The organism is Arthrobacter sulfonylureivorans (assembly GCF_047607445.1).
GTDB lineage: Bacteria > Actinomycetota > Actinomycetes > Actinomycetales > Micrococcaceae > Crystallibacter > Crystallibacter sulfonylureivorans_A.
In genome coordinates, this window is sequence record NZ_JBLKRT010000037.1 from 1 (window position 1) to 18,276 (window position 18,276).

The following is an 18,276-nucleotide window of genomic DNA, read 5'->3' on the forward strand; positions in this document are numbered from 1 at the left end:
GCTGGCGCTGCAGACCGCGCCGCTGATCGAAGGCGAGGAGCTGCGCAGCCCGGTGGACGTCCCCAACCAGTTCGCAACCGTCCGCACCAACCCGCTCACCAAGGAACTCGACGTCCTCGGGGTCGTGGGCACCAAGTACCACCCGATCCAGAACGAGGACCACGCGGAGCTGCTGAACACGCTGGTGGACGAATCCGGCGCCCACTTTGAAACCGCGGGCAGCATGAAGGGCGGCGCAGAGGTGTTCATCACGATGAAGCTGCCCGAGACAATGAACATCGGCGGCATGGACCCCGTGGACACCTACATCGCGGCGATCAACTCGCACGATGGGCGCTCCTCGTTCCGCTTCGTGGTTACGCCGATCCGCGTCGTCTGCGCCAACACGGCAGCGGCCGCAATCAAGGGCGCCAAGGCGTCCTTCACCGTCCGCCACACGCGGGGCGGCACTGCAGCGCTGCAGCAGGCTAGGGAGGCGCTGGGGATCACGTTCAACTACTCCGCCGAGTTTGAGGCGGCAGCCGAGCGCATGATCCAGGAGACGCTGACTGAGGCGAAGTTCCGCGAGATTGTGGACACCATCTGGGTGCCGCAGGAGAAGGCGCCGAAGCAGGCGAAGCAGATGGCAGCAGACCGCGCCGACGAGCTGACCCGGCTGTTCCTGGAGTCGGACACCAACACCGAGATTCGGGGCACGCGCTGGGCCGGGTACAACGCCTTCACCGAGTACGTGGACCACTTCGTGCCCGTCCGCGGGCAGCACGGCGAGGCGGCGAAGGACGTCCGTGCGCTGCGCACCCTGACGAGCGCCACCGCAAAGGAGGTCAAGGAGGAAGCCTTCGAACTGCTGGCAGTGTAGCGGCGGGCAGGTTACCGGGCGGGGCTTGCCTCACGGCGGGCCCCGCCCTATATTTGTTGTAGTAGTTCAAACAAACTACGCAGGAGCAACACCCAACCGAAAGGCAGCACAATGGCTGACATCAAATTCCCCAACATCACGGTCCAGCTCACCGGCACGGACGGCAACGGGTTCTTCATCGTTGCGAAGGTGCGCAAGGCGCTGGAGCGGGCCGGAGAGCGCGAGGCAGCGCAGGAGTTCTTCGATGAGGCGCTGAGCGGGGACTACGACCACCTGCTGCAGACCTGCATGCGCTACGTAGACGTCCAGTAGCAGCCAGTCGGCGGGGGCTTGCCACGCGGCAGGCTCCCGCCCTAACCTAATGTTGTAGTAATTCAAACAAACCGACAGGAGCACGCAATGCACACGTTCACCACTCAACTCACACCCGCCGAGGCTGCAGGGGCCGACGAGCTGGCAGACAAGCTGGCCGACCTCATCTCCGGGCTGGTCGCCACGTCCGTCAAGGACCACAAGCTAACGCTGACGACGACGGAGGAGCTGACGAAGGAGCAGCGCGACAACGTGTTCCTCTGCCTCGTCTCGTTCAACTAACCCCAACCGCTGCGGGCTCCACACGGGGCCCGCAGCCCCAACCAAAGGAGCACCAATGACCATCCAATCCATCCAGTTAGCGTCCAGCGCGAACGGATCGCGCCCCTACCCGCACCGAGTGGACGACACTTCCGGCAAGGTCCTTGACCAAGACTTCTGGAAGGGCGAACCGGCGGCGCTGGTCGGCTTCCAGAACTCCGCCGACGTCCAGCACGTAGACCTGCACACCCGCGACTGGGCAGCGCAGCCCGAGAAGGCGGTGGGCATGTACCCGGTGTTTGTCACTGCCCGCGGGGGACTGTACTGCCTGACGCTGCCCGTCGCCTCCGTCACAGCGATCGCGTCCGCGGAGGACGGGCTGTGAAAGAGATAACCGAGGCGCAGATGCAGGCAAGCTTGGAGCAGCGCCAGCAGCAGGCCCAGGAGGTCGCGCATGGCACGGCGTAGGCGAGACGACGACCTGCCCTGCCCGCACGAGCACCACGAGCGGGCCGGGATCGTCACGAACCAGCCGGGCGGCTACGACCCGGGCCGCGCCCACGCTGCAGTCACCACCTGCGGGCGGCCGGAGTGCCGGGCAGCGTCCATGGCGTGGGTGCAGAAGGCCACTGGCGAACCAGCCACCTACATCAGCGATGCATCAAGGAAGGAAACGACAGCGTGAAAGACACGACTAGGGCGCTGATGGAGGCAGCGCAGGAGCTGCCGATGGCGTGGCTGGCCGGGCTGCGCGGCACGGACAGGAAGGTCGTGGTGGAGGCGTTCAAGGACGCCCTCGCCAAGCTCCCCGCAGACCTCACGCCGGAGGCAGTCACCACCTACCACAGTGTTCGCTTGGACGTGGAGCGGATCATCGCCGGGACCGACCCGCGGGGCGGGCGCTTCATCGACCAAGCGCGTCTGGTCGCTGGCAGGGTCCACGACGCTGCAGTCCGCGCCTCATTGTTCGCGGACCCGCCGCTGCTGGAGTACGCGATCCGCCGGAAGGACACGGGCAGCATCTTCAACGAGTGGACTGGTGCCACTCAGGAAGTCATCGAGTACGAAATCGCGCACTCGTCGGACCCGGCCCTTTACGAGCCGGTGCAGCGGACGAAGGCGGGCGACTGGTTGAGTTTGCCCGATCACTAGACACTGAGAAAGGAGAACCATGAGTACCAACGAAACTTTGGAGGGTGCGAACTACGAATCCAACGGCTATGATGTTGCAATGCCTAAGACAGATATTCTCGGATTCCAGGAACTGGCCGACCTGCTGGGCATTGGCCTGACGTCGGCCCGCACCTACCACTCCCGCGCATCGTTCCACCGGCGCCAGGCAGCACTCACCGGGGACCGCTCCATCGTGCGGCCCGGCGACCTGCCCAAGCCAGATGGCAAGTTCGGGAACAGCCCCTACTGGGAGCGCCGCACCATTGAGAAGTGGCTGCGCCGCCGCCCGGGACGCGGGGGACGCCCGGCAACCAACAGCCACACCGCTCGCAAGACCGCGTAGGTCCTGCACAATCACAAAAAGACCCCCGCGGCCGTAACTGCCGCGGGGGTCCTTTTGCGTGCCTGCTACCCGGCGTTGCGGGCGTGCTCCGCCAGAACAGCCTGCAGGTCCGGGTGGCCCGGGTCAATCCAGTCACCGGCAGTCGCCACAGTCAGCGTGGTTGCGGACGGCTCCGCCACCCCGCGCAGGCTCATGCAACCGTGCGCAGCAGTGATGACGCAGGCGGCGCCCAACGGCTTCAGCACGCTGTCGAGCGCGTCCACCACCTGCGAGCCGATCCGCTCCTGCACCTGCAGCCGCCGCGCGTAGCCATCCAGCACGCGGGCCAGCTTGGACAGGCCCACCACGTTCGCGCCGCGCTGCGGCCGGTAGGCCACCGTCGCCGTCCCGGTGATCGGGAGCAGGTGATGGGCGCAGGTGGACGCCAGCCGGATGCCGGACACGACGACCAGCCCGGGGTTCTCCGGCGCGGAAAACTGCTTCTGGAGGTGCACGGAGGGGTCCTCCGCGTACCCGGCCAGCAGGTGCCGCCACGCCTTCGCCACGCGCTGCGGAGTGTCCGCGGTGTGGTCGCCCTCATCCACGCCCAGCGCGTCGAGGAACATGCCCACGGAGAACGCCACCGGGTCAGCCTCGTGGGCTGTCAGCGTGTTGTCCAGCAGCCCCAGCACCGTCTCCACCGGCAGCACGATGGGCTGCGGCGCCTGCGGCGGCTCCTCGGACTGCTGCTCGGCGTCCATCACGGCGTCCGGCAGGTACTCGTCGGCGCGGGCCTCCGCAATCTCGCGTTCAAAGGCGTCCAGCCCGTCGAACTCGTCCTCTGCCTCGGGGGCAGTGTCAATCAGTGTTTCGCTCATGGTTAGTGTCCCCTCGCGTCGGTCCACGCCAGCACATGCAGGCGGTGGGATGCATTGATTCCTTGTTCGGTTGCGGCCGTCGCAATCTCCGGCCAGCGGGCATTCAGCACCTCGGACGTGGTGCCCTCCGGCATCACCCACACCCGGTCCAGCGGCCACCCGTGTTTCTCGGCCATTTCGCGTGTCTCGCGGACGTCGGCCGCCGTCTCGCACACCACCTTCAGGTGCGCGGGAGTCTGGTCGTGCACGCGCAGCCAGCCCGGCGCCAGCGCCCGGTTTTGCGTCCGCTTGTGCTCGCCTGCGTGGGCCAGCTTCGGGCTCACAGAGAACTGGTCGATCAGCCGCACCATGTCCCGGTTCGGGACCAGCGTGCCGTTCGTCTCCATGTGCAGCTCCACGCCCGCGTCCTTGTAGTGCTGCAGCAGCTCCACGAACGCCGGTTTCTTCTGGTTCAGCAGTGGCTCGCCGCCGGTGATGATCAGGAGGGGAGCGGCAGGGACTCGTGCCACGATTTCTTGCACCGTGAGCAGTGAAATCTCACGGCGAAGATCGAACCGATCAGCGTCCCAGGTATACGGGGAATCGCACCACGAGCAAGACAGGTTACAACCCCCAAAGCGGAGGAATGAGGACAGGCGGCCTGCAGCCGCGCCCTCGCCTTGGAGCGTCGGGCCAAACGTTTCCACGAACGGGAGAACATCACTCACTTCGCTCCCTCCGCTTCGCGGCTCTCACGGCCCCAGCGGTAGCGCTGGTTCCAGTACAGGCCATCAATGTCCACGCTGGACTCGGCCCACGTCTTGGGCGTCTCAGAGACGCCGATCGCCACCCGGAACACCGTGCGCGGAATCTCCAGGCAGCGCACTGCCACCTTGCACAGGTGGGCGCTCATCCGCTCCGCGGTCGGGTTGCCCTCCAGAATGTCGTTCAGGTGCCGGTGGTCGAGCACGTTGTCAAGGTATTCCTTGAACGGGGCCAGCGCCCGGTAGTCGTGCACGAACCCGATATCGTCCAGATCGCCGGTAAGGGTGAGCTTGATGGTGTAGTTGTGGCCGTGCAGCCGCGAGCACGGGTGGTCCGCGGGCAGCCCGTCCAGCTGGTGGGAGGCGCTGAAGGCGAACTCTTTACTGATGGTGAACAAGGGGGGGTGCTCCTTACTGCTGGTAGGGGATCGTGTCGGTGAGGCCGTTCATGGTGAAGGCCGTGCGGCGCATGAAACAGGGCCCGCAGTCCCCGCAGTGGATTTCGCCGCCGTTGTAGCAGGACCACGCCAGCTCCAACGGGGCCCCCACCTGCATGCCCAGCGCCACAATTTCGTGCTTCATCAGGTTGCCGACAGGCTGAGTGAAGCGGACCTTGCGGTTCACGTTCACCGCGTTCGGCATCACCACGTTCAGCGCCCGAATGAACTCCTGCTCGTTGTCCGGGTAGGCCCCGGACTCCTCCAGGTTGTTGCCCAACGCGATCCACCCGATGCCGCGAGCCTCAGCGATGCCAACGGCGATGGATGCGAGGATCAGGTTGCGGGCGGGCACCCACTCGTGGGCCAGTTCTGCACCGGCCACCCCGTCCGCGATTTCGACGTCCTCGCGTGTCTCGGTGAGCCGGGAGGCCTTGATGGTGTTCTTGAACAGGTCGGTCTGCACCACGATCAGCTCCGCGCCCATGCGCTCGGCAATGGCGTCAATAGCCTCCCGCTCCCGCTGCTGCGCCCGAGCCTGGTACTCAACATGCAGGAGCGTGACTTCGCGCCCGAGAGCCGCCTGCTGGGCCGCTACCACCGTGGAATCCATGCCGCCGGACGCGACCACCAGCACCTTGTTCTGGTCCGCCGGGTCGCCCACCGGCAGGTCCAGCGAGTAGCTGACGCCTTCGGGCTCGAGAACCGTCACCGTGTAGGGCTCCAGCTTGTGGACCGTGGAGTGCAGCTCCCCGTCCCCGGGCAAATGGTGGGGCAGCGAGGCGAAGTAGAGCACGCCGTCGTAGACCGCCGTGTGGAGCGGTTTGTAGTTGGCGGCCAGATAGGTGATGCCGGTGGACTCGTCATGCACCACGAGGGCGTAGGAGCCCACGAGGCGCCCCAGCCGCTCCACAACGTTCGCCGGAGAGAGCGGGCCCCCGTCCGCGAGGACCGGGCCGATGATCTGCGAGTCAATCACCGGCGCGGGCAGGCCCAGCTCCGCGGCCAGCTCCTTGTCGTTGGCGATGGTGCCGTTATGCACGACGACGAGGCGGCCGCCGGAGTGGCGAGTCAGGTAGGGCTGCACCTGCTCCTTGTCCTTCTCTCGCTGCCACTCGGTTGTCGGCTCGGCCCGGTTGTTCACCAGCACCACGTTGGCGCCGCTGATCCAGTTGTGCAGGGGCCCCGTCACGGAGCGCATCACCGCCCCGTCGATGTACTGGCCCACGCTGTCACGGCCGCGCTCCAGCGCCGCCTCCAGCACCTTCGCCAGACGGCGGGCGCTGATGGGGGCGTGGGTGCGCGGGCGCAGGTTTACTGCGCCACTGATGGAACACATGGAGTTACCTTCCGTTCAAAGGGGTTGCCAAGCGCATGCGCCCGGATGGCGGCATGCATTGTCACTGAGGTGGCCAGCGCCAAGTAGACGCGGGCCTCGGTCTTGTTCCGCTTCCGCATGTGGCCCTCCAGCATGGTGAAGCCCCGCGCCGCGGACTGGTACAGCCACTCGTATTCGGCCTTGTGGTCGCCGGTGCCCCCGGACGCCATCGCGAAGCCCTTCTTGCGGACCTTTGCCGGGTCGCCCCCGTAGGCGCGGATCACGCGGGCCATGCTCGCGTCCATCGGGTCGCCAATGCGGTAGCGGACGCGGCTGAAATCCTCGTCGTGGAGGACCATGCGCCCGTAACGCGCCCCAGCCAGCCACGAGGAGGAGTCCACCGTGTGCCACGGCAGGCGCAGCATCGCGTCGTGGCCGGTGACGCCCAGACCGTGCAGCTTGGTGCCGTAGTCGCGGGCGATCTTGTGCGCCTTCACCATGTGCCGCATGAACATATTGACCTTGGAGGCCATGGAGGTGACGCCGCCGATACCGATGTAGTCGTGTTCCCGGCAGAGGCGGCGCAGCTCGGACTCCGGCGACGTCGAGTGCCACACCGGCATTAGCGGGAAGCCCTCGGGCAGCCGCTTCAGCATCTTCTCGGTGTTGCGGGCGCTGCCCTTCCAGTCTCCGATGACGTCGAGCGAGATCGCGGTGGTGATCTTCGACTGGTTCTCGATCAGCCAGTCACAGTAAGCCTCCATGCTGATCTTCTCGCCCAGCGTGAAGGCGGTGAACGCGCCGGAGTCCACGAGGAGGTCAACGCCCGAAGTGTTCTTCACCGCGTAGTCCAGCGCCTCCTTGTAGGCGTAGGAAATCAGCATCCGCGGCCGGTCGGGCCAGTACAGGCTCACACGCCCGCCTTGTTGAGAAGCTGCTCCAGACGGGCAGGATCGGTGTCGCCTTGCATCGCGTCCAGCGCGTCACGCAGGCGCCGGTTCAGGTCCTCGGGGAGTTTGATGGAGAAAGTGGGCCACAGGTCCTCCTCCTCCGGCTCTCCGTATTCGTCCTCCAGGTCGTCCAGGTCGTCGCCCTCCATGTGGGCGAGCAGGTCGTCCAGGTCGTCCTGCGTGTAACCGGTGCCCTCCAGTTCCGGGAGGGACTGCAGCAGCTCGGCCAGCGCGTCGTTGTCGTACTTGCCAAGGTCGTTGGCGCGGTTGTCGATCAGCACGATGCGGGCAGCCTCGTCGTCGTCCACGTCCACGAACGTCACCGCCACGGACGTCCAGCCCAGCTCTCGGGCAGCCATGACGGTGTGGTTTCCGGCAAGGATTTCGTTCGTCCCCGTGCGCACCACCACCGGCCGGTACTGGCCGTGGACCTCCAGCGACTCCATGATGACGCTGAGGTCGCCCTTGCGGGCGTTCTTCGCGTAGTGCTGCAGCCCGTCGATCGGCACTGCCAGCTTGCGAAGGGTGGACGGGATGTTGGTGGGGTCGATGGTTTCCGTGGTCACGGTTGCGGCTCCATAGGTCAGGGGGTGAGTGCTTGTGAGGGCACTACATCACCGCTGAATCCGGCCGGGTGGGACGCGGCACGTTTGAGTGCAACCTCCACCAGCGCGTCCCGCTTCTGCCCCAGCAGCTCCTTCGCGTCCCGCAACCGCTGCTCGGCCACCTCCACCACGTACTCGGCCTGCTGCACCTCGTCGCGGGCCTTCACGAAGGCGTGCTCGCTCACGGCTGCTCGATCCGGGCGGCACGCACCTTCTTGCCCAGCGCTGCCAGCTTCCGGTGGGCAGCACGGCGCTGGCGCAGCGCCCGGATCGCGTTGGCGTACTCCGCCACGATCACAGCCCCGAGAGCGACGATGAACAGGACGTCGGCCCAGAGGGCGCCGGTGACGACGCGGAGCGCGATGGTGAAGATGAAAACGGTCCAGAAGGTGATGCTGAGCCACGCGGCGGCACCCTTCCGCGCCAGCCCGCCGTAGGTGAGGTCCGCGAGCCCTTCGATGCACTCGGTTTGGAGCGCGATCACCCGGTTCTGCTCCTCCGCCTCCTTGTTCATCAGGCCCAGCGCCTCGTCCAGCTTGCTCACGGTGCGGTTGTGCTGCAGCCCGGGCCCCGGGTACTTGGCAGCGTTCGGGGGGAACACGATGCCGCTCAGGGTGGCGCGGGAGGGGTAGTCGTCGCGGACGTCAGGCTGTTCGCTCATGGGGGCTCCTTGGTTTCAGAGGGTGGAAGGAAAGTGGTTCCCCCGCCCGCCCCGGGGAATCGGCGGGACGGGCGGGGGGTTTCGTGGCGGCTCCGCTGTATCGGCGTCAATGACCCACTGCACACTGCGGTTTGTTCGGAGCTCTGACCTGCGCGACGGCCACGAAAGGATCTAGGTGCGCGGGGGCCAGCTCCAGTGCTGGGGCAGGGGCTCCGGCGAGTAGGGGAAGCGGTGCGGCCACGGCAGCTCGGCAAGGCCGGAGGGCATGAACAACGCCACCTCCACCAGCGTGTCGTCGTCCGGGCTGACAGCAGTGATCACCGCGGCGATGGGGGCGCCGTAATGGGCGACGTGGACGTGGACGATGCGGCCCACACTTGGACGCTGGTTCACGCTGCCATCAGCTCCGTCTGCTCGTGTGCCTTGGAACGTTTCACAGCGGCAGCCTCCGGCGCGGAGTGCGCGAGTGCTGCAGCCCGCAGCAGGGTGGCGCGGCGGTGCCGGAAGCCAGCCCTTGTGTCGTGGCCGGGCTCCATCGGGTCCGCAACGCGGGCGAGGTGCGAGGGGTGCCCGTTGGCGGACAGCAGCGGCAGGCCCCGGGCGTTCGGCCGGTCGGCCTCCCGGTACTGGTAGCAGCCAGCCGAGGAGAGGACGTCATCGAGCGGCAACGGCATCTGGCCGGTGGCCTCGGCTGCCAGTTCCTCGGGGGAGCGTTCGATCGCGTACTGGCCCAACTGGTTGCGTTTCCGCGGCAGCCGTGTAACCGGGCGCGGGGCCGGGGTTTGCGGGCGGTTGGGCTTGGCGACGATCCCGGCGTCCAGCAGGTCCGCCATGGTGGCGCGGATTGTGCCCGTCCGGTCGTCAGAGAGGGAGAGAGTCTTGTCGGAGCCGCGGGCCGCCATTTCCAGGGCAAGGCGGGCTGCAGCAGCCACCACTTCCGGGTCGTAGAGGGAGAGCGCAGCGGCGCCCAGCGTCAGATACCCGGCGCCGGAGCAAACCGGGCAGGTGTCGGAAACCAGGTGCTCAGAACGGGTGGTGCATGCCGGGCAGAGTCGGCGCATGTGGTGTGACCTCGGGGGGAGAGGGCGGCGAGTAACGAGAACGATTCTAGTGCCACATTAAGTCAGCATTGCAACACAATGGGCGGCCGGGCGTGTCGCAGTGCACTCCCAGCCGCCCATCGGACGAGATACCCCGTCAGGTGCCCCGTCAGGTCTTGGGGGGCTTCAGCTCCAGCTCAGACAGCCTGCCGGACCAGCGCGTGAGTCCGTGGACCTCCCAATCACCGGGCACGTTGGCAGCCCGAGCCGCCCATATCAGCCCCTCCAGCTGCTCCAGCGTGATTGGATTTCTGCCTTGCGGCGCTATCTTGAACATCTTGTTGCTGGGGGCAATCGGGCTCGGGCCCCGGGCCGGGGTCAGCACCCAGCGGTTCCCGTTTCGCCGCTCGTACTGGACCTGCGTTCGCGGGTCCATGAACACGTTGAGCCCGGCCAGCTCGGCGGCGTTCCATTCCTGCCCGTCCAGCGGGCCACCCACAAACCGATCAGTCGCCATTGTTGCTCCTCGCCAGCTCCACCTGCACCGCTGTCGGCGTGCGCCCGATCCGGCGCGCCGCCTCTCCCACGTCCACACCCAGCGACAGGAGCCACTGCAGGTCAGTAGGCCGCTCCTCGCCCTCGTGCCCGGTGTAGCACGCCTTCGCTGCCTCAGCGCTCCCACAGGCCGCGTTGCAGGCCGGGCAGAGGAACACTCCGCCGCTCATGCTGGCACCCCCGAAGGTATGTCCAGCCCGGCGCGGCGCAACTGCGCCCTGACGTTCTTCCACGCCCGAGCGTCGGACGGAGTGCCCGACGTGTAGATGACCTGCCCCTCCGGCGGGCAGAACACCAGATGCCCGCGGCGAGTCCGCTTCACCCGCCAGTCCTGCTCCACCGCGCAGCGCACGAGGGGCCGGATTTCTCGGGGCACCGTGCGCAGCAGCGCAGCCCTCACCGCTCCCCGCCGTCACCGTTCAGCACGCCGCGCTTCGCCCGGGACGCCAGCTTGGCGAGGTTCGCGTCAGCCGCCTCCGCGAAGTCCACGCCCAGCAGCCACAGCAGCCCGGCCAGCTCGTGAATGCTCCGGTCCACCAGCTCCTTCGCCTTCTCCGTCCGGCTCACAGCCCACACCGTCTTGTCGTCGCGCATGGACTTCTTCACCAGCCCCAGCGCCTCGGACGTGGTGGCGCAGAGGTGCAGCGCCGCCTGCTCCGGCGTCCAGAAGGATGCGCAGTCCTCGCCCATCGTCGTGTCGAACACCGGGGGCAGCCACAGCTCCAGATCGCGCGCTGCAGCAGCCGCGTACCAGAGCACGTCCCCGGCCTCGCCCTTGATGAGCTGCCGGTGCTTATCCACGGTCACTGCCTTGGCGTACTCCCGGCCCTCGTCGCCGCCGTGCAGGAACGCGACGCCCTCCATGCGGGCAAACGAATGGCAGGCGGAGGAGAACTTGGCGACCTCCTTCGCCAGCTCGCCCGCCTCGTTGGCGAGCCCGATCAGCGGGTACGCGGACGTCCACTCGTCGTCGTAGATGGCGGTGGTGACCGCGCGTGCCTGATACTCGGCCAGGTTGTAAGTGCTCATGCTGCCAGCTCCAATGCTTTCTGCTTCCTCGCGGCCCGCCGTTCGCGGACCATCTTGTTGGTGTGTTCCTTCGCCGCGATGCAATCGGCGCATGCCCCCTCGGGGCGCTCCCGGCAAGCCTGCCAGCCCCGCTGCGAGCCATGCGTGGCGCCGTTGGGCAGCCGCTCCTTCTCCGGCTTCACCGGCAGTAGCCCGGCCTCCCGTTTGGCCTCCTGCCTGCGGTGGTAGCGCTCCTTCTGCGCTGCAGCGGACGCTGCACGGCACTTCGGGCACGTCTCCCCGAGATACCGTTTCTCCCAGTGGTAGGCGCGTTCGGTCCCGCACTCCGGTCGTCCCTCGATGCGTGGGCGTCCCCTCTTGCGCGGGGGCTTCACCGCCTTCAGCTTCGGCCCGATGAACGGCTTGGGGCCGGGTTTGCCGGGGGCGGGGACGTAGGCGAACCACGGCGGCCGCCACTGCGGCTGCTGCGCCTTCTCGTGGGCTATTAGGCACCACTTGCACGGGGGCTCGTTGCGGTCCTTGTGCGCCTTGTAGCCCCGCCTGGTGCCACACTGCTGCCAGCTCATTTCTTCGGGGCCTCCTGCAGCACGACGGCGGGCAGCCAGTCCTCGGACGGCAGATCGCCTATTTCGTGGCCGAACAGCAGCCACTCCGAGTAGCCGTTGTACGGCTTCATGGACTCCATGATGGTGCCGTGAGCGTTGCGGATCACCATGCCCTCGGGCACTGCCCGCAGCTCCTCGATGGTGTGGACCGTGCGGTGGCGCTCCCAGCCCAGCCCGGCCAGCGCCTTGAAGCCGTGGACCACGTAGGGCATCGCCGTCTCGCGCACCTCGTGCTGCAGCGCCGGGTTCACGTCCGCCCACTCGGGCCCGCCGATCGAGGTGTAGGTGGACGTCCACTCGCCCGCAGCTGCCGCCTCCACCAGTGTTGTCAGCTCATGCTCCGTCAGCTCAGCGCTCACGCCTTGTTCCTCGCTTTCTCGTCGTAAATCATGGTCATCACGAACGCGCTCCTGCGGCGTGCCGTTTGGAAGACCAGCATGTTGTGGAGCCGAGCCAGCCAGAGGAACGGGAAGTACCTCGTGCGCTCCTTGCTGTCCACTCGGACACGAACAGCCCATCGCCTCATGGCTGCTCCTCCTTGGCCGCGTAGTAGCGCTGGATGCCCCACAGGATCGCGTGGAGGTTCCAGAGGTAGGTGTAATCCGGCTTCGTGAAGTCGTGCTCCCACGGCTCCGAGTAGGTCCAGCCGCCGCAATCGAATTGGTCCAGCTTCTCAATCGCTTCGCGCTGATCATCGGGCAGTACGTAGACGCCGATCAGTTCGTCCTTGATGGCCCGCCAGACCGCGGCGGCGAACACCGGGGACTCGTCCACTCGGCGCTCCCAGAAGTCCTCGATCACGAACCGGCGGAACGTGTCGTCATCAAACTCTCGGATCGAGTGGTTGGGCCGGTGGTCGGACGCCCGGAGCTTCTGGGACCAGTACCCCTCGTTGACGTACCCGCTGTTGAACCACGGGAACATATCGTGCTCCCGAGAGAAGGTGTAGGTGCCCATATCGCCGTTGATGGTGAGGAGCCCGGGGGTGGTGATCAGGTCGAACCAGTACATGCTGGACCCTGACTCCTTCTGGAACCGGACGTGCCGGTAGACGCCCTGATCGAGCAGGATGTTCATGCCGTGTTGGTCGGTGTCGCCAGTGAAGCTCTCCAGCACCTTCGGATGGTAGTTCACCCGGGGCGCCTTGATGGCGAGCGGGGGCAGGGGTCTGGTCATTGGTCGATTGCTTTCCTTGCCTTGTCGTTCTCGGTGATTTCGTGCAGCAGTGCACTCACGCGCCAGTCGTCTAGCACGTCCGGGGCCTCTCGCTTCAGTACGGCGCGGTATTCGTCCGTCATGCCGTACTTGCCGCAGATGCACCCGGTCAGCATGCGTGCATTGTCGTGCACGATGAGGTGGGCCGGGGCGTCCTCCGGCACCGGCCACACCTCACCCTCGCCCGGTATTGCGCTCACGAGCCTCCTTGGCCTTGTCGTAGCAGTCCTGGTCTTGGCAGTAAGGGGCGCGGGGCTTGAACCGGCTCTTGCCCCACCACATCGCCTGCGCAGAGGCAGCCATCCCGCTCTGGATATAGGGCTCGGGGTCGTGCAGCTCTCCGCAGGGGCCAGTGAGTGCGCGGGCGCTCGGAGCGGTCACTGCTCGCCCATTTCAAGGTCGAACTCGGGCAGCAGGTTCTCGGGCTTGATGACGATGCGGGTGTGGTAGACACTCACGTCGATCCCGGCCTCCTGCGTGGACGCCCACGCAACGTCGTTGGCCTTGCCCAGATAGTGCTTGCGGTAGTCGTTGGCGGCGTGCTTGCAGGTCACCACGATGCGGCCGCCCTCGTCGGAGAGGGAGCAGCGGCCTTCCACATAAAACAGGTAGTTCTCGGTGCGCGTGTTCACGCCCACGATCTTCCGCTGGACCTCAAACTGGTCCGCGGCGGTGCTGATGTTCTGGCTGGCCTTCTCCGCGTCGGATGCGCAGCCGGTGAGCAGCAGTGCAGCAGCCAGTCCAGCAGCGGCGAGGGGGGTTTTCTTCATGGTTCTCCTTGGTCGGTTTCTACAGGCGGTTGAGTTGGCGGACGCGGGCGGCGTGCTGGCCCTTCTGAACGTTGGTCCAGCCCGTCCCGGGGAAGTATTTGGAGAGGGTCTGCCAGCCCATCCCGAGGGTCTGCAGCACCTCCTTATGCGATGCGCCGTCCTCGATCAGTGCGCGGGCCCTCGCCAGCTTCTCTGCCGGGACGGGGCCGCGTGCCTGGTTGGGGCCGGGCTGTGCGAGCCCCAGTTCGGCGCGTGCGCGGTTTACGGTGCGCACCGCGCAGCCCAGCCGCTCAGCGATTTGCGGGGCAGTGTAGCCGTCCTCAGCCAGCTCGGCTATGGCGTCCCGATCCACGCGCCTCACGGCTCCACCCCGATCAGCGCTGCCTCCTCGGCCGTCAGGGGCTCGTAGCCGGGCGCGGGGACCTTCGTGACGCCGGTGAGGAAGTCAAGGATCGTGGCGGCGTTGCGGGCCCGGCGGGCGTGGACTGCGGCGCGGGCGTGCATCCCGGCAGCCTCGCATGCCTTCTGGCGCAGCTCGGACTCGGCTATGTCGTCGCGGAGCTTCTGCAGCGTCTCGCGGAGCCCTTCGGCCGTCTCCTCTAAGTGGAACTCGCAGACGTCCTCCCCGGGTAAGGAGTCGTTGTCGCAGAACTCGGGGGGCTCCGGCGGGTTGTGCCGTGCTGGGGCGGTCATTCGGGTGCAGTGGGCCATTAGTGCTCCTTGGTCGGTTGTGACGGCTGTAGGGGCGGACCCGCGGGCCCGCCCCGTCCGGGGGTTTAGGCAAACTGGATGATCGTGCGGACCATCATGTTCAGCGCCTCCAGCGACTCGTTCGCCAGATCGTCCTCGTGCAAGCGGTGGGTCTTGTTGAAGATCGCTTCGCCGTGCTCCGGCTCGTACTTGGTGATGTTCACGAGGACAACGCCCTTGATCATCCCGGGGATGAACTCAAACTCGGTGGTGTGGCCGCCGTTGGACTCGATCTCGCGGAAGAACGTAACCACGTTCGGCTGGACGCGGGGAGCAAAGTCGTTGGAAGTAAGGGCGTCCTGCAGCTGGAGGGAGAGCGTGTTCATTGTGTTTGCCTTTCGGTTTGTTTGAACTGTTGTAACTACTATAGGCAGAAAAAATAGCCCCGGGCAACAAGCCACGCTAAACAGAACCAAAGCGCTGCAATATTACCCGAGGCTACCTCCCCCGGACCACTCAGGAGCGGTAAATCTTCTCCGGGCTGCTGCCGTCATCCCACGGCTTCAGCGTGTAGACCTCGCCCTCGGGAATGATCGCGGCTATTTCGTCCGCACTGCGCAGCTCCCTCACTTCGCTGCCTCCAGCGCCGCCACAGCCCGCCGGTACAGGCGCCGGTTCCAGAACGGGTGGAGAGTGCGCCACCACCACGTCCCGGGCCCCTGCCACTTGGCTCCGGGCGGCGGCTCGGTGAGGACTTGGACCTTGCCGTGCTCGCACCGGCGGATCGACCCGAGCGGGGTGAATACCCGCGGGAAGTTCTGCTGCCAGCAGTCCTTATGGGTCCGCGGCATCCGGGCGCTCACTCGGCACCCCGGGAGAACACGTAGGCGGGCAGCCACTCCACGAGCGGCTGGTACATGGTCAGGGAGCCCGGGGTTGCCCAGAAGGTTCCAAGTGTCACGTCACCCTGATGCTCCATGACGTGGCCGTGTGCGGTCCAAATGACGGCGCCGGTGGCCAGCCCTGACAGTTCCCCGATGGAGGTGACCTGCTCCGGCGCCGGGGGCGTGCCCTCCAGCGCGTCTGCTGCTGCCCGCAGCTTGGCAGCCCACGCTCGCGACTCGGCAGCGTCCGCTGGCAGCCCCACCCGCTCACCGTTCTCGGCGTAGCCCTCCTCGATCTGCGCCTTCCAGCGCAGGTGATCGACCACTCTGGCGTGCTTGCTCATGCGTTCACCTTCTGTCGTTGTGCCAGCGGGTTGCCTCCGGCGGCGATGATTGCGGCCCGGCGCTCTCGTGCAGCTCGGGCGGCGCGTGCGGCCATGAACGAGTCCAGCCCGCGCTTGGTGTGCTCCAGACTGTGGCGGACGCTGCCCAGCGTCTCGGACTGCGGGATCAGCGGCTTGGACGCCTCGCGCCGCTTCGCCTTCCGGTTCTCCTCGTACTCCTTGCTCTTGTTCGGCCGGGTGGCGAGGTAGTCCGGGCGGCAGAGCCCGTGGGCCCCGTAGCGGACGACGCCCTCCGGGAGCACGCCGCCGGGCAGCTTCCTGCTGATGTGGCTGGAGACGTAATCGACGCCGCACTCGGTGCACTGGCCGCTGATGTACGGCTCCACTTCCTCCCGGGTCAGCAGCCGCTTCCCGCGCTTCTGCTCGCGCGCCGCCTCAGCCATTGCGGGCCTCGATCGTGAACGGGATGGTCCGGTCATCCTTGTGGAACGCGATGCGGCCGGAGCGCTCATCGGACGCCATTTCCACGTACCAGCTCCCGCGCTTCAGCCGCTTGGCGTGCTTCAGCACATGCCCGGCGATGGCGACCGCGGGGGAGCCGTTGGGGCTGACGAACAGCACGGGCAGGTGGGCCAGCATGTTGTTCTGGTCAAACCGGACCAGATCGTGGAACTGCTGCTTGGTCTTGGTATTCACTTCTTGGTCCTCTCGGAATCTTGCTTGGCTGCCCCCAGTGCATCCTTGGCGCCTTGGACGGTGGGGCACGGGGCGCTCATGTTGCAGTGGGTGCAGTAGACGTCAAGGTGGTCTGCGCGGGGAAAGCCCGTCCATCGGCGGCCGACGTTGTTGTGCAGCTCCAGCACGGACTGCACTGCCGCGGCCAGCGCCTCGATATCGCCGCGCTCCACAGCCGCCTTCAGCCTCCGCTTACTCACGACTGCACCTCCTGCCATGCCTCGGTGTAGAAGCGGCGGCTCACGAGCCGGTACTGCCGGTCGGGGTGGCTGGCCTGCAGCTTCTTCAGTGCTTCCTCCGCGTGCCGCCGGGACACATAGATGCCCGTTTCACTGCCCACGGTCACTGCGTACTCCAGCGGCGCCAGCACGTACCCGGCAGCGATTAGCGTGGACGCGATCTTGAAGGCGTACTCCCGATGCCGGGCGGGGGCGAACTCCCACTCGGCAGCCGGGTCCGGGGCGTTGGAGTTGTCGGCCATGAAGATGGCGCGGGCCAGCTCATCGCGGGCGCTCACTTGGCTGCCTCCTTGCGGTACATGCTGCCCTTGGGTCGGTAGGTGATCCGCCATTCTCGCACCAGCAGGCTGACGATGACCGTGCCGCCGTCCTTGCGCGTCCACGTCCCGGCTTGGATGCCCAGCTTCCACTGCCAGCCGCCACCAAAGCGGCCCATGGACTCGTGGGGGCTGCGCTTGCGGCTCGGGTGCAGCGTTACCGGGCCCAGTGCGAGTGTCTTGGTGCTCATGCCAGCTCCCACTCGGAGAGGAATTTGCGCTGAGCTTCGACCGGGTTGCCGGTGGCGTCGGCGCGGTTCTTCGCGTCCCGGTGGACGCGGGTGTAGTAGTACCCGCCATCCTCGGAATCGTCCTTGACGCGGAAGGAGCGGCGCACTTCCTTCATGCGCTCCGGCGGCGTGGACACTGCCACCTCAGTAACGGCGAAATATCCGGCGTTAGGCTCGATAACCCGCGCCGGGATGCCGTGCTGCAGGTGCCACACCAAACGCTCCAGCATTGCGGCCTGCACGGTCGGGGACGGGTCGCCCTTGTGCGCCGGGCTGGTGGAAATGATGACCTGGAATGTGCCGGTGATCTGCGGTGCCGCCTCGGGCTGCTCCACGGGGTCGTCCGCGCCGAACATGGCCAGCGCTGCCACGCCGCGGTCACGCTCGGCAATGACCAGCGAGGACACGTCGCCCATATCGTCGGTGAACTGCAGCTCGACGTCCTGCGTGCCGTCCTCGACCTCGCGGATTTCGATCTGCCAGCCCGGGTCGCGGCCGTCTTGGATGATCGTGCCATCCTCGTCCGCGTAGGGCAGGGGTGGGGTGTAGCTCATGGTGTTTCCTATCGGTTGTGGTTGTGGTCTAGGTGAAGAAAATCAGGGTGGTGATCAGGGCGTCCAAACCCTCATCGTTCAGCGGTTCCACTGTCGTGTCCCAGTAGTTGAGCTGCTGGGTGCGGCCTTCCTTGGGAACGACCGTTACTGCGGTGCCCCACGAGCCAGCGGAGAGCACCTTCAGCGTCGAGCCGTTGCGGGTCCGCTTGGTGTACTCGGTGCCTTGCGGTGTGGGAGTTTCGGTGAACTCGTGGCGCTTCAGTGCGGCAGCGAAGTTGGCGGGAATCTGCTTCATGGTGTGTCCTTTCGGTTTGTTTGACTTGCTGTAACAACTATAGGGCGAAAACGGGGCGCCGCCAAACGCTCGGCGCCCCTCCTCCCCCGAGGTTCGCTACGGGCGACTCTTGCTCCGGCGGCGCAGCAGCGCAGCCACCGCAATCAGCGCCAGCGCGAGGCCGACACCCGCCAACACCAGCGAGCCCGTCGAAAGGCCAGTTGCTGCGATCCCAGCCGCCCCAGCGGCCGACGTTCCTTCTGCTCCGTACACGGG

40 protein-coding genes are annotated in these 18,276 nt (G+C 66.6%); 7 read left to right on the forward strand and 33 right to left on the reverse strand.

Annotated elements, in window-relative coordinates:
* From ACMX2H_RS15845 to ACMX2H_RS15875, 7 genes are all read left to right on the forward strand, one after another.
* The coding region (locus ACMX2H_RS15845) for a DUF932 domain-containing protein (RefSeq protein WP_414961791.1) at positions 1-859 on the forward strand (859 nt) is incomplete at its 5' end.
* A 111-nt stretch (positions 860-970) separates the two neighbouring features.
* The gene (locus ACMX2H_RS15850) at positions 971-1,171 is read left to right on the forward strand and encodes a hypothetical protein (RefSeq protein WP_414961793.1); all 201 of its coding nucleotides are present in this window, start codon (positions 971-973) and stop codon (positions 1,169-1,171) included.
* Positions 1,172-1,258: 87 nt separating this feature from the next.
* Positions 1,259-1,453, forward strand: a complete 195-nt coding sequence (locus tag ACMX2H_RS15855) for a hypothetical protein (RefSeq protein ID WP_414961795.1) — start codon at positions 1,259-1,261, stop codon at positions 1,451-1,453.
* A 55-nt stretch (positions 1,454-1,508) separates the two neighbouring features.
* Entirely contained in the window at positions 1,509-1,817 is a 309-nt protein-coding gene (locus ACMX2H_RS15860; protein WP_414961796.1) for a hypothetical protein, read from the forward strand.
* A 69-nt stretch (positions 1,818-1,886) separates the two neighbouring features.
* Entirely contained in the window at positions 1,887-2,117 is a 231-nt protein-coding gene (locus ACMX2H_RS15865; protein WP_414961798.1) for a hypothetical protein, read from the forward strand.
* Positions 2,114-2,584 carry a hypothetical protein gene (locus tag ACMX2H_RS15870; protein WP_414961800.1) on the forward strand — a complete coding sequence of 157 codons (471 nt, stop codon included), beginning with the start codon at positions 2,114-2,116 and terminating at the stop codon, positions 2,582-2,584. The genes ACMX2H_RS15865 and ACMX2H_RS15870 overlap by 4 nt, the downstream gene beginning before the upstream one ends.
* A gap of 19 nt (positions 2,585-2,603) precedes the next feature.
* Positions 2,604-2,948, forward strand: coding sequence for a hypothetical protein (locus tag ACMX2H_RS15875; RefSeq protein WP_414961801.1), 345 nt, complete (start codon positions 2,604-2,606; stop codon positions 2,946-2,948).
* 65 nt (positions 2,949-3,013) lie between these two features.
* On the opposite strand, the gene folE is transcribed toward ACMX2H_RS15875, so the two are convergent.
* The 33 genes from folE to ACMX2H_RS16040 all read right to left on the reverse strand — a co-directional run bounded on the left by folE (position 3,014) and on the right by ACMX2H_RS16040 (position 18,273).
* Positions 3,014-3,805: a GTP cyclohydrolase I gene (gene folE / locus ACMX2H_RS15880; protein ID WP_414961803.1), complete on the reverse strand. Its 792-nt coding sequence runs from the start codon at positions 3,803-3,805 to the stop codon at positions 3,014-3,016.
* Positions 3,806-3,807: 2 nt separating this feature from the next.
* Complete coding sequence (locus tag ACMX2H_RS15885; RefSeq protein WP_414961805.1) at positions 3,808-4,512, reverse strand: 7-carboxy-7-deazaguanine synthase QueE; 705 nt, start codon at positions 4,510-4,512, stop codon at positions 3,808-3,810.
* The gene (locus ACMX2H_RS15890) at positions 4,509-4,946 is read right to left on the reverse strand and encodes a 6-pyruvoyl trahydropterin synthase family protein (protein WP_414961807.1); all 438 of its coding nucleotides are present in this window, start codon (positions 4,944-4,946) and stop codon (positions 4,509-4,511) included. Before ACMX2H_RS15890 ends, ACMX2H_RS15885 begins: the two co-directional genes overlap by 4 nt.
* Positions 4,947-4,959: 13 nt before the next feature.
* Positions 4,960-6,324 (reverse strand): 7-cyano-7-deazaguanine synthase, encoded by a 1,365-nt coding sequence (locus tag ACMX2H_RS15895; protein WP_414961809.1) that lies wholly within the window; start codon positions 6,322-6,324, stop codon positions 4,960-4,962.
* On the reverse strand, positions 6,300-7,217 hold the full coding sequence (locus tag ACMX2H_RS15900) for a hypothetical protein (protein WP_414961810.1): 918 nt from the start codon (positions 7,215-7,217) through the stop codon (positions 6,300-6,302). Before ACMX2H_RS15900 ends, ACMX2H_RS15895 begins: the two co-directional genes overlap by 25 nt.
* Positions 7,214-7,819, reverse strand: coding sequence for a ParB/RepB/Spo0J family partition protein (locus ACMX2H_RS15905; RefSeq protein WP_414961812.1), 606 nt, complete (start codon positions 7,817-7,819; stop codon positions 7,214-7,216). The genes ACMX2H_RS15900 and ACMX2H_RS15905 overlap by 4 nt, the downstream gene beginning before the upstream one ends.
* Before the next feature lie 17 nt (positions 7,820-7,836).
* Positions 7,837-8,043 carry a hypothetical protein gene (locus tag ACMX2H_RS15910; RefSeq protein ID WP_414961814.1) on the reverse strand — a complete coding sequence of 69 codons (207 nt, stop codon included), beginning with the start codon at positions 8,041-8,043 and terminating at the stop codon, positions 7,837-7,839.
* On the reverse strand, positions 8,040-8,519 hold the full coding sequence (locus ACMX2H_RS15915) for a hypothetical protein (protein ID WP_414961816.1): 480 nt from the start codon (positions 8,517-8,519) through the stop codon (positions 8,040-8,042). Before ACMX2H_RS15915 ends, ACMX2H_RS15910 begins: the two co-directional genes overlap by 4 nt.
* 171 nt (positions 8,520-8,690) lie before the next feature.
* Positions 8,691-8,912 carry a hypothetical protein gene (locus ACMX2H_RS15920; protein ID WP_414961818.1) on the reverse strand — a complete coding sequence of 74 codons (222 nt, stop codon included), beginning with the start codon at positions 8,910-8,912 and terminating at the stop codon, positions 8,691-8,693.
* Positions 8,909-9,580, reverse strand: a complete 672-nt coding sequence (locus tag ACMX2H_RS15925; RefSeq protein ID WP_414961819.1) for a hypothetical protein — start codon at positions 9,578-9,580, stop codon at positions 8,909-8,911. Before ACMX2H_RS15925 ends, ACMX2H_RS15920 begins: the two co-directional genes overlap by 4 nt.
* Before the next feature lie 148 nt (positions 9,581-9,728).
* The gene (locus tag ACMX2H_RS15930; RefSeq protein WP_414961821.1) at positions 9,729-10,076 is read right to left on the reverse strand and encodes a hypothetical protein; all 348 of its coding nucleotides are present in this window, start codon (positions 10,074-10,076) and stop codon (positions 9,729-9,731) included.
* The gene (locus tag ACMX2H_RS15935; protein WP_414961823.1) at positions 10,066-10,284 is read right to left on the reverse strand and encodes a hypothetical protein; all 219 of its coding nucleotides are present in this window, start codon (positions 10,282-10,284) and stop codon (positions 10,066-10,068) included. Before ACMX2H_RS15935 ends, ACMX2H_RS15930 begins: the two co-directional genes overlap by 11 nt.
* Positions 10,281-10,436, reverse strand: coding sequence for a hypothetical protein (locus tag ACMX2H_RS15940; protein WP_414961825.1), 156 nt, complete (start codon positions 10,434-10,436; stop codon positions 10,281-10,283). The genes ACMX2H_RS15935 and ACMX2H_RS15940 overlap by 4 nt, the downstream gene beginning before the upstream one ends.
* 74 nt (positions 10,437-10,510) lie before the next feature.
* Positions 10,511-11,143, reverse strand: a complete 633-nt coding sequence (locus ACMX2H_RS15945) for a nucleoside triphosphate pyrophosphohydrolase family protein (RefSeq protein ID WP_414961827.1) — start codon at positions 11,141-11,143, stop codon at positions 10,511-10,513.
* Complete coding sequence (locus ACMX2H_RS15950; protein ID WP_414961828.1) at positions 11,140-11,709, reverse strand: hypothetical protein; 570 nt, start codon at positions 11,707-11,709, stop codon at positions 11,140-11,142. The genes ACMX2H_RS15945 and ACMX2H_RS15950 overlap by 4 nt, the downstream gene beginning before the upstream one ends.
* Positions 11,706-12,107, reverse strand: coding sequence for a hypothetical protein (locus tag ACMX2H_RS15955; RefSeq protein ID WP_414961830.1), 402 nt, complete (start codon positions 12,105-12,107; stop codon positions 11,706-11,708). Before ACMX2H_RS15955 ends, ACMX2H_RS15950 begins: the two co-directional genes overlap by 4 nt.
* On the reverse strand, positions 12,104-12,274 hold the full coding sequence (locus ACMX2H_RS15960) for a hypothetical protein (protein WP_414961832.1): 171 nt from the start codon (positions 12,272-12,274) through the stop codon (positions 12,104-12,106). The genes ACMX2H_RS15955 and ACMX2H_RS15960 overlap by 4 nt, the downstream gene beginning before the upstream one ends.
* Positions 12,271-12,924, reverse strand: coding sequence for a hypothetical protein (locus tag ACMX2H_RS15965; protein WP_414961834.1), 654 nt, complete (start codon positions 12,922-12,924; stop codon positions 12,271-12,273). Before ACMX2H_RS15965 ends, ACMX2H_RS15960 begins: the two co-directional genes overlap by 4 nt.
* On the reverse strand, positions 12,921-13,163 hold the full coding sequence (locus tag ACMX2H_RS15970; protein WP_414961836.1) for a hypothetical protein: 243 nt from the start codon (positions 13,161-13,163) through the stop codon (positions 12,921-12,923). Before ACMX2H_RS15970 ends, ACMX2H_RS15965 begins: the two co-directional genes overlap by 4 nt.
* 177 nt (positions 13,164-13,340) lie before the next feature.
* Positions 13,341-13,733: a beta-sandwich lipoprotein gene (locus tag ACMX2H_RS15975; protein ID WP_414961838.1), complete on the reverse strand. Its 393-nt coding sequence runs from the start codon at positions 13,731-13,733 to the stop codon at positions 13,341-13,343.
* Between the two features lie 19 nt (positions 13,734-13,752).
* Positions 13,753-14,094: a helix-turn-helix domain-containing protein gene (locus ACMX2H_RS15980; RefSeq protein WP_414961840.1), complete on the reverse strand. Its 342-nt coding sequence runs from the start codon at positions 14,092-14,094 to the stop codon at positions 13,753-13,755.
* Complete coding sequence (locus tag ACMX2H_RS15985; protein WP_414961841.1) at positions 14,091-14,444, reverse strand: hypothetical protein; 354 nt, start codon at positions 14,442-14,444, stop codon at positions 14,091-14,093. The genes ACMX2H_RS15980 and ACMX2H_RS15985 overlap by 4 nt, the downstream gene beginning before the upstream one ends.
* Before the next feature lie 65 nt (positions 14,445-14,509).
* Positions 14,510-14,809, reverse strand: coding sequence for a hypothetical protein (locus ACMX2H_RS15990; RefSeq protein ID WP_414961843.1), 300 nt, complete (start codon positions 14,807-14,809; stop codon positions 14,510-14,512).
* Positions 14,810-15,049: 240 nt separating this feature from the next.
* Positions 15,050-15,274: a hypothetical protein gene (locus tag ACMX2H_RS15995; RefSeq protein WP_414961845.1), complete on the reverse strand. Its 225-nt coding sequence runs from the start codon at positions 15,272-15,274 to the stop codon at positions 15,050-15,052.
* An 8-nt stretch (positions 15,275-15,282) separates the two neighbouring features.
* Entirely contained in the window at positions 15,283-15,651 is a 369-nt protein-coding gene (locus tag ACMX2H_RS16000; protein ID WP_414961846.1) for a hypothetical protein, read from the reverse strand.
* The gene (locus tag ACMX2H_RS16005) at positions 15,648-16,094 is read right to left on the reverse strand and encodes a hypothetical protein (protein WP_414961848.1); all 447 of its coding nucleotides are present in this window, start codon (positions 16,092-16,094) and stop codon (positions 15,648-15,650) included. The genes ACMX2H_RS16000 and ACMX2H_RS16005 overlap by 4 nt, the downstream gene beginning before the upstream one ends.
* Entirely contained in the window at positions 16,087-16,347 is a 261-nt protein-coding gene (locus ACMX2H_RS16010) for a hypothetical protein (protein WP_414961849.1), read from the reverse strand. The genes ACMX2H_RS16005 and ACMX2H_RS16010 overlap by 8 nt, the downstream gene beginning before the upstream one ends.
* On the reverse strand, positions 16,344-16,586 hold the full coding sequence (locus ACMX2H_RS16015) for a hypothetical protein (protein ID WP_414961851.1): 243 nt from the start codon (positions 16,584-16,586) through the stop codon (positions 16,344-16,346). The genes ACMX2H_RS16010 and ACMX2H_RS16015 overlap by 4 nt, the downstream gene beginning before the upstream one ends.
* Positions 16,583-16,903: a hypothetical protein gene (locus tag ACMX2H_RS16020; protein ID WP_414961853.1), complete on the reverse strand. Its 321-nt coding sequence runs from the start codon at positions 16,901-16,903 to the stop codon at positions 16,583-16,585. Before ACMX2H_RS16020 ends, ACMX2H_RS16015 begins: the two co-directional genes overlap by 4 nt.
* Positions 16,900-17,133: a hypothetical protein gene (locus tag ACMX2H_RS16025; protein WP_414961855.1), complete on the reverse strand. Its 234-nt coding sequence runs from the start codon at positions 17,131-17,133 to the stop codon at positions 16,900-16,902. The genes ACMX2H_RS16020 and ACMX2H_RS16025 overlap by 4 nt, the downstream gene beginning before the upstream one ends.
* Entirely contained in the window at positions 17,130-17,726 is a 597-nt protein-coding gene (locus ACMX2H_RS16030; protein WP_414961857.1) for a hypothetical protein, read from the reverse strand. Before ACMX2H_RS16030 ends, ACMX2H_RS16025 begins: the two co-directional genes overlap by 4 nt.
* Before the next feature lie 28 nt (positions 17,727-17,754).
* A complete protein-coding gene (locus tag ACMX2H_RS16035) occupies positions 17,755-18,021 on the reverse strand; it encodes a hypothetical protein (protein ID WP_414961859.1) in 267 nt (88 codons plus the stop codon).
* A gap of 96 nt (positions 18,022-18,117) precedes the next feature.
* The gene (locus ACMX2H_RS16040) at positions 18,118-18,273 is read right to left on the reverse strand and encodes an LPXTG cell wall anchor domain-containing protein (RefSeq protein ID WP_414961861.1); all 156 of its coding nucleotides are present in this window, start codon (positions 18,271-18,273) and stop codon (positions 18,118-18,120) included.
* Between the last annotated feature and the right edge of the window lie 3 nt (positions 18,274-18,276).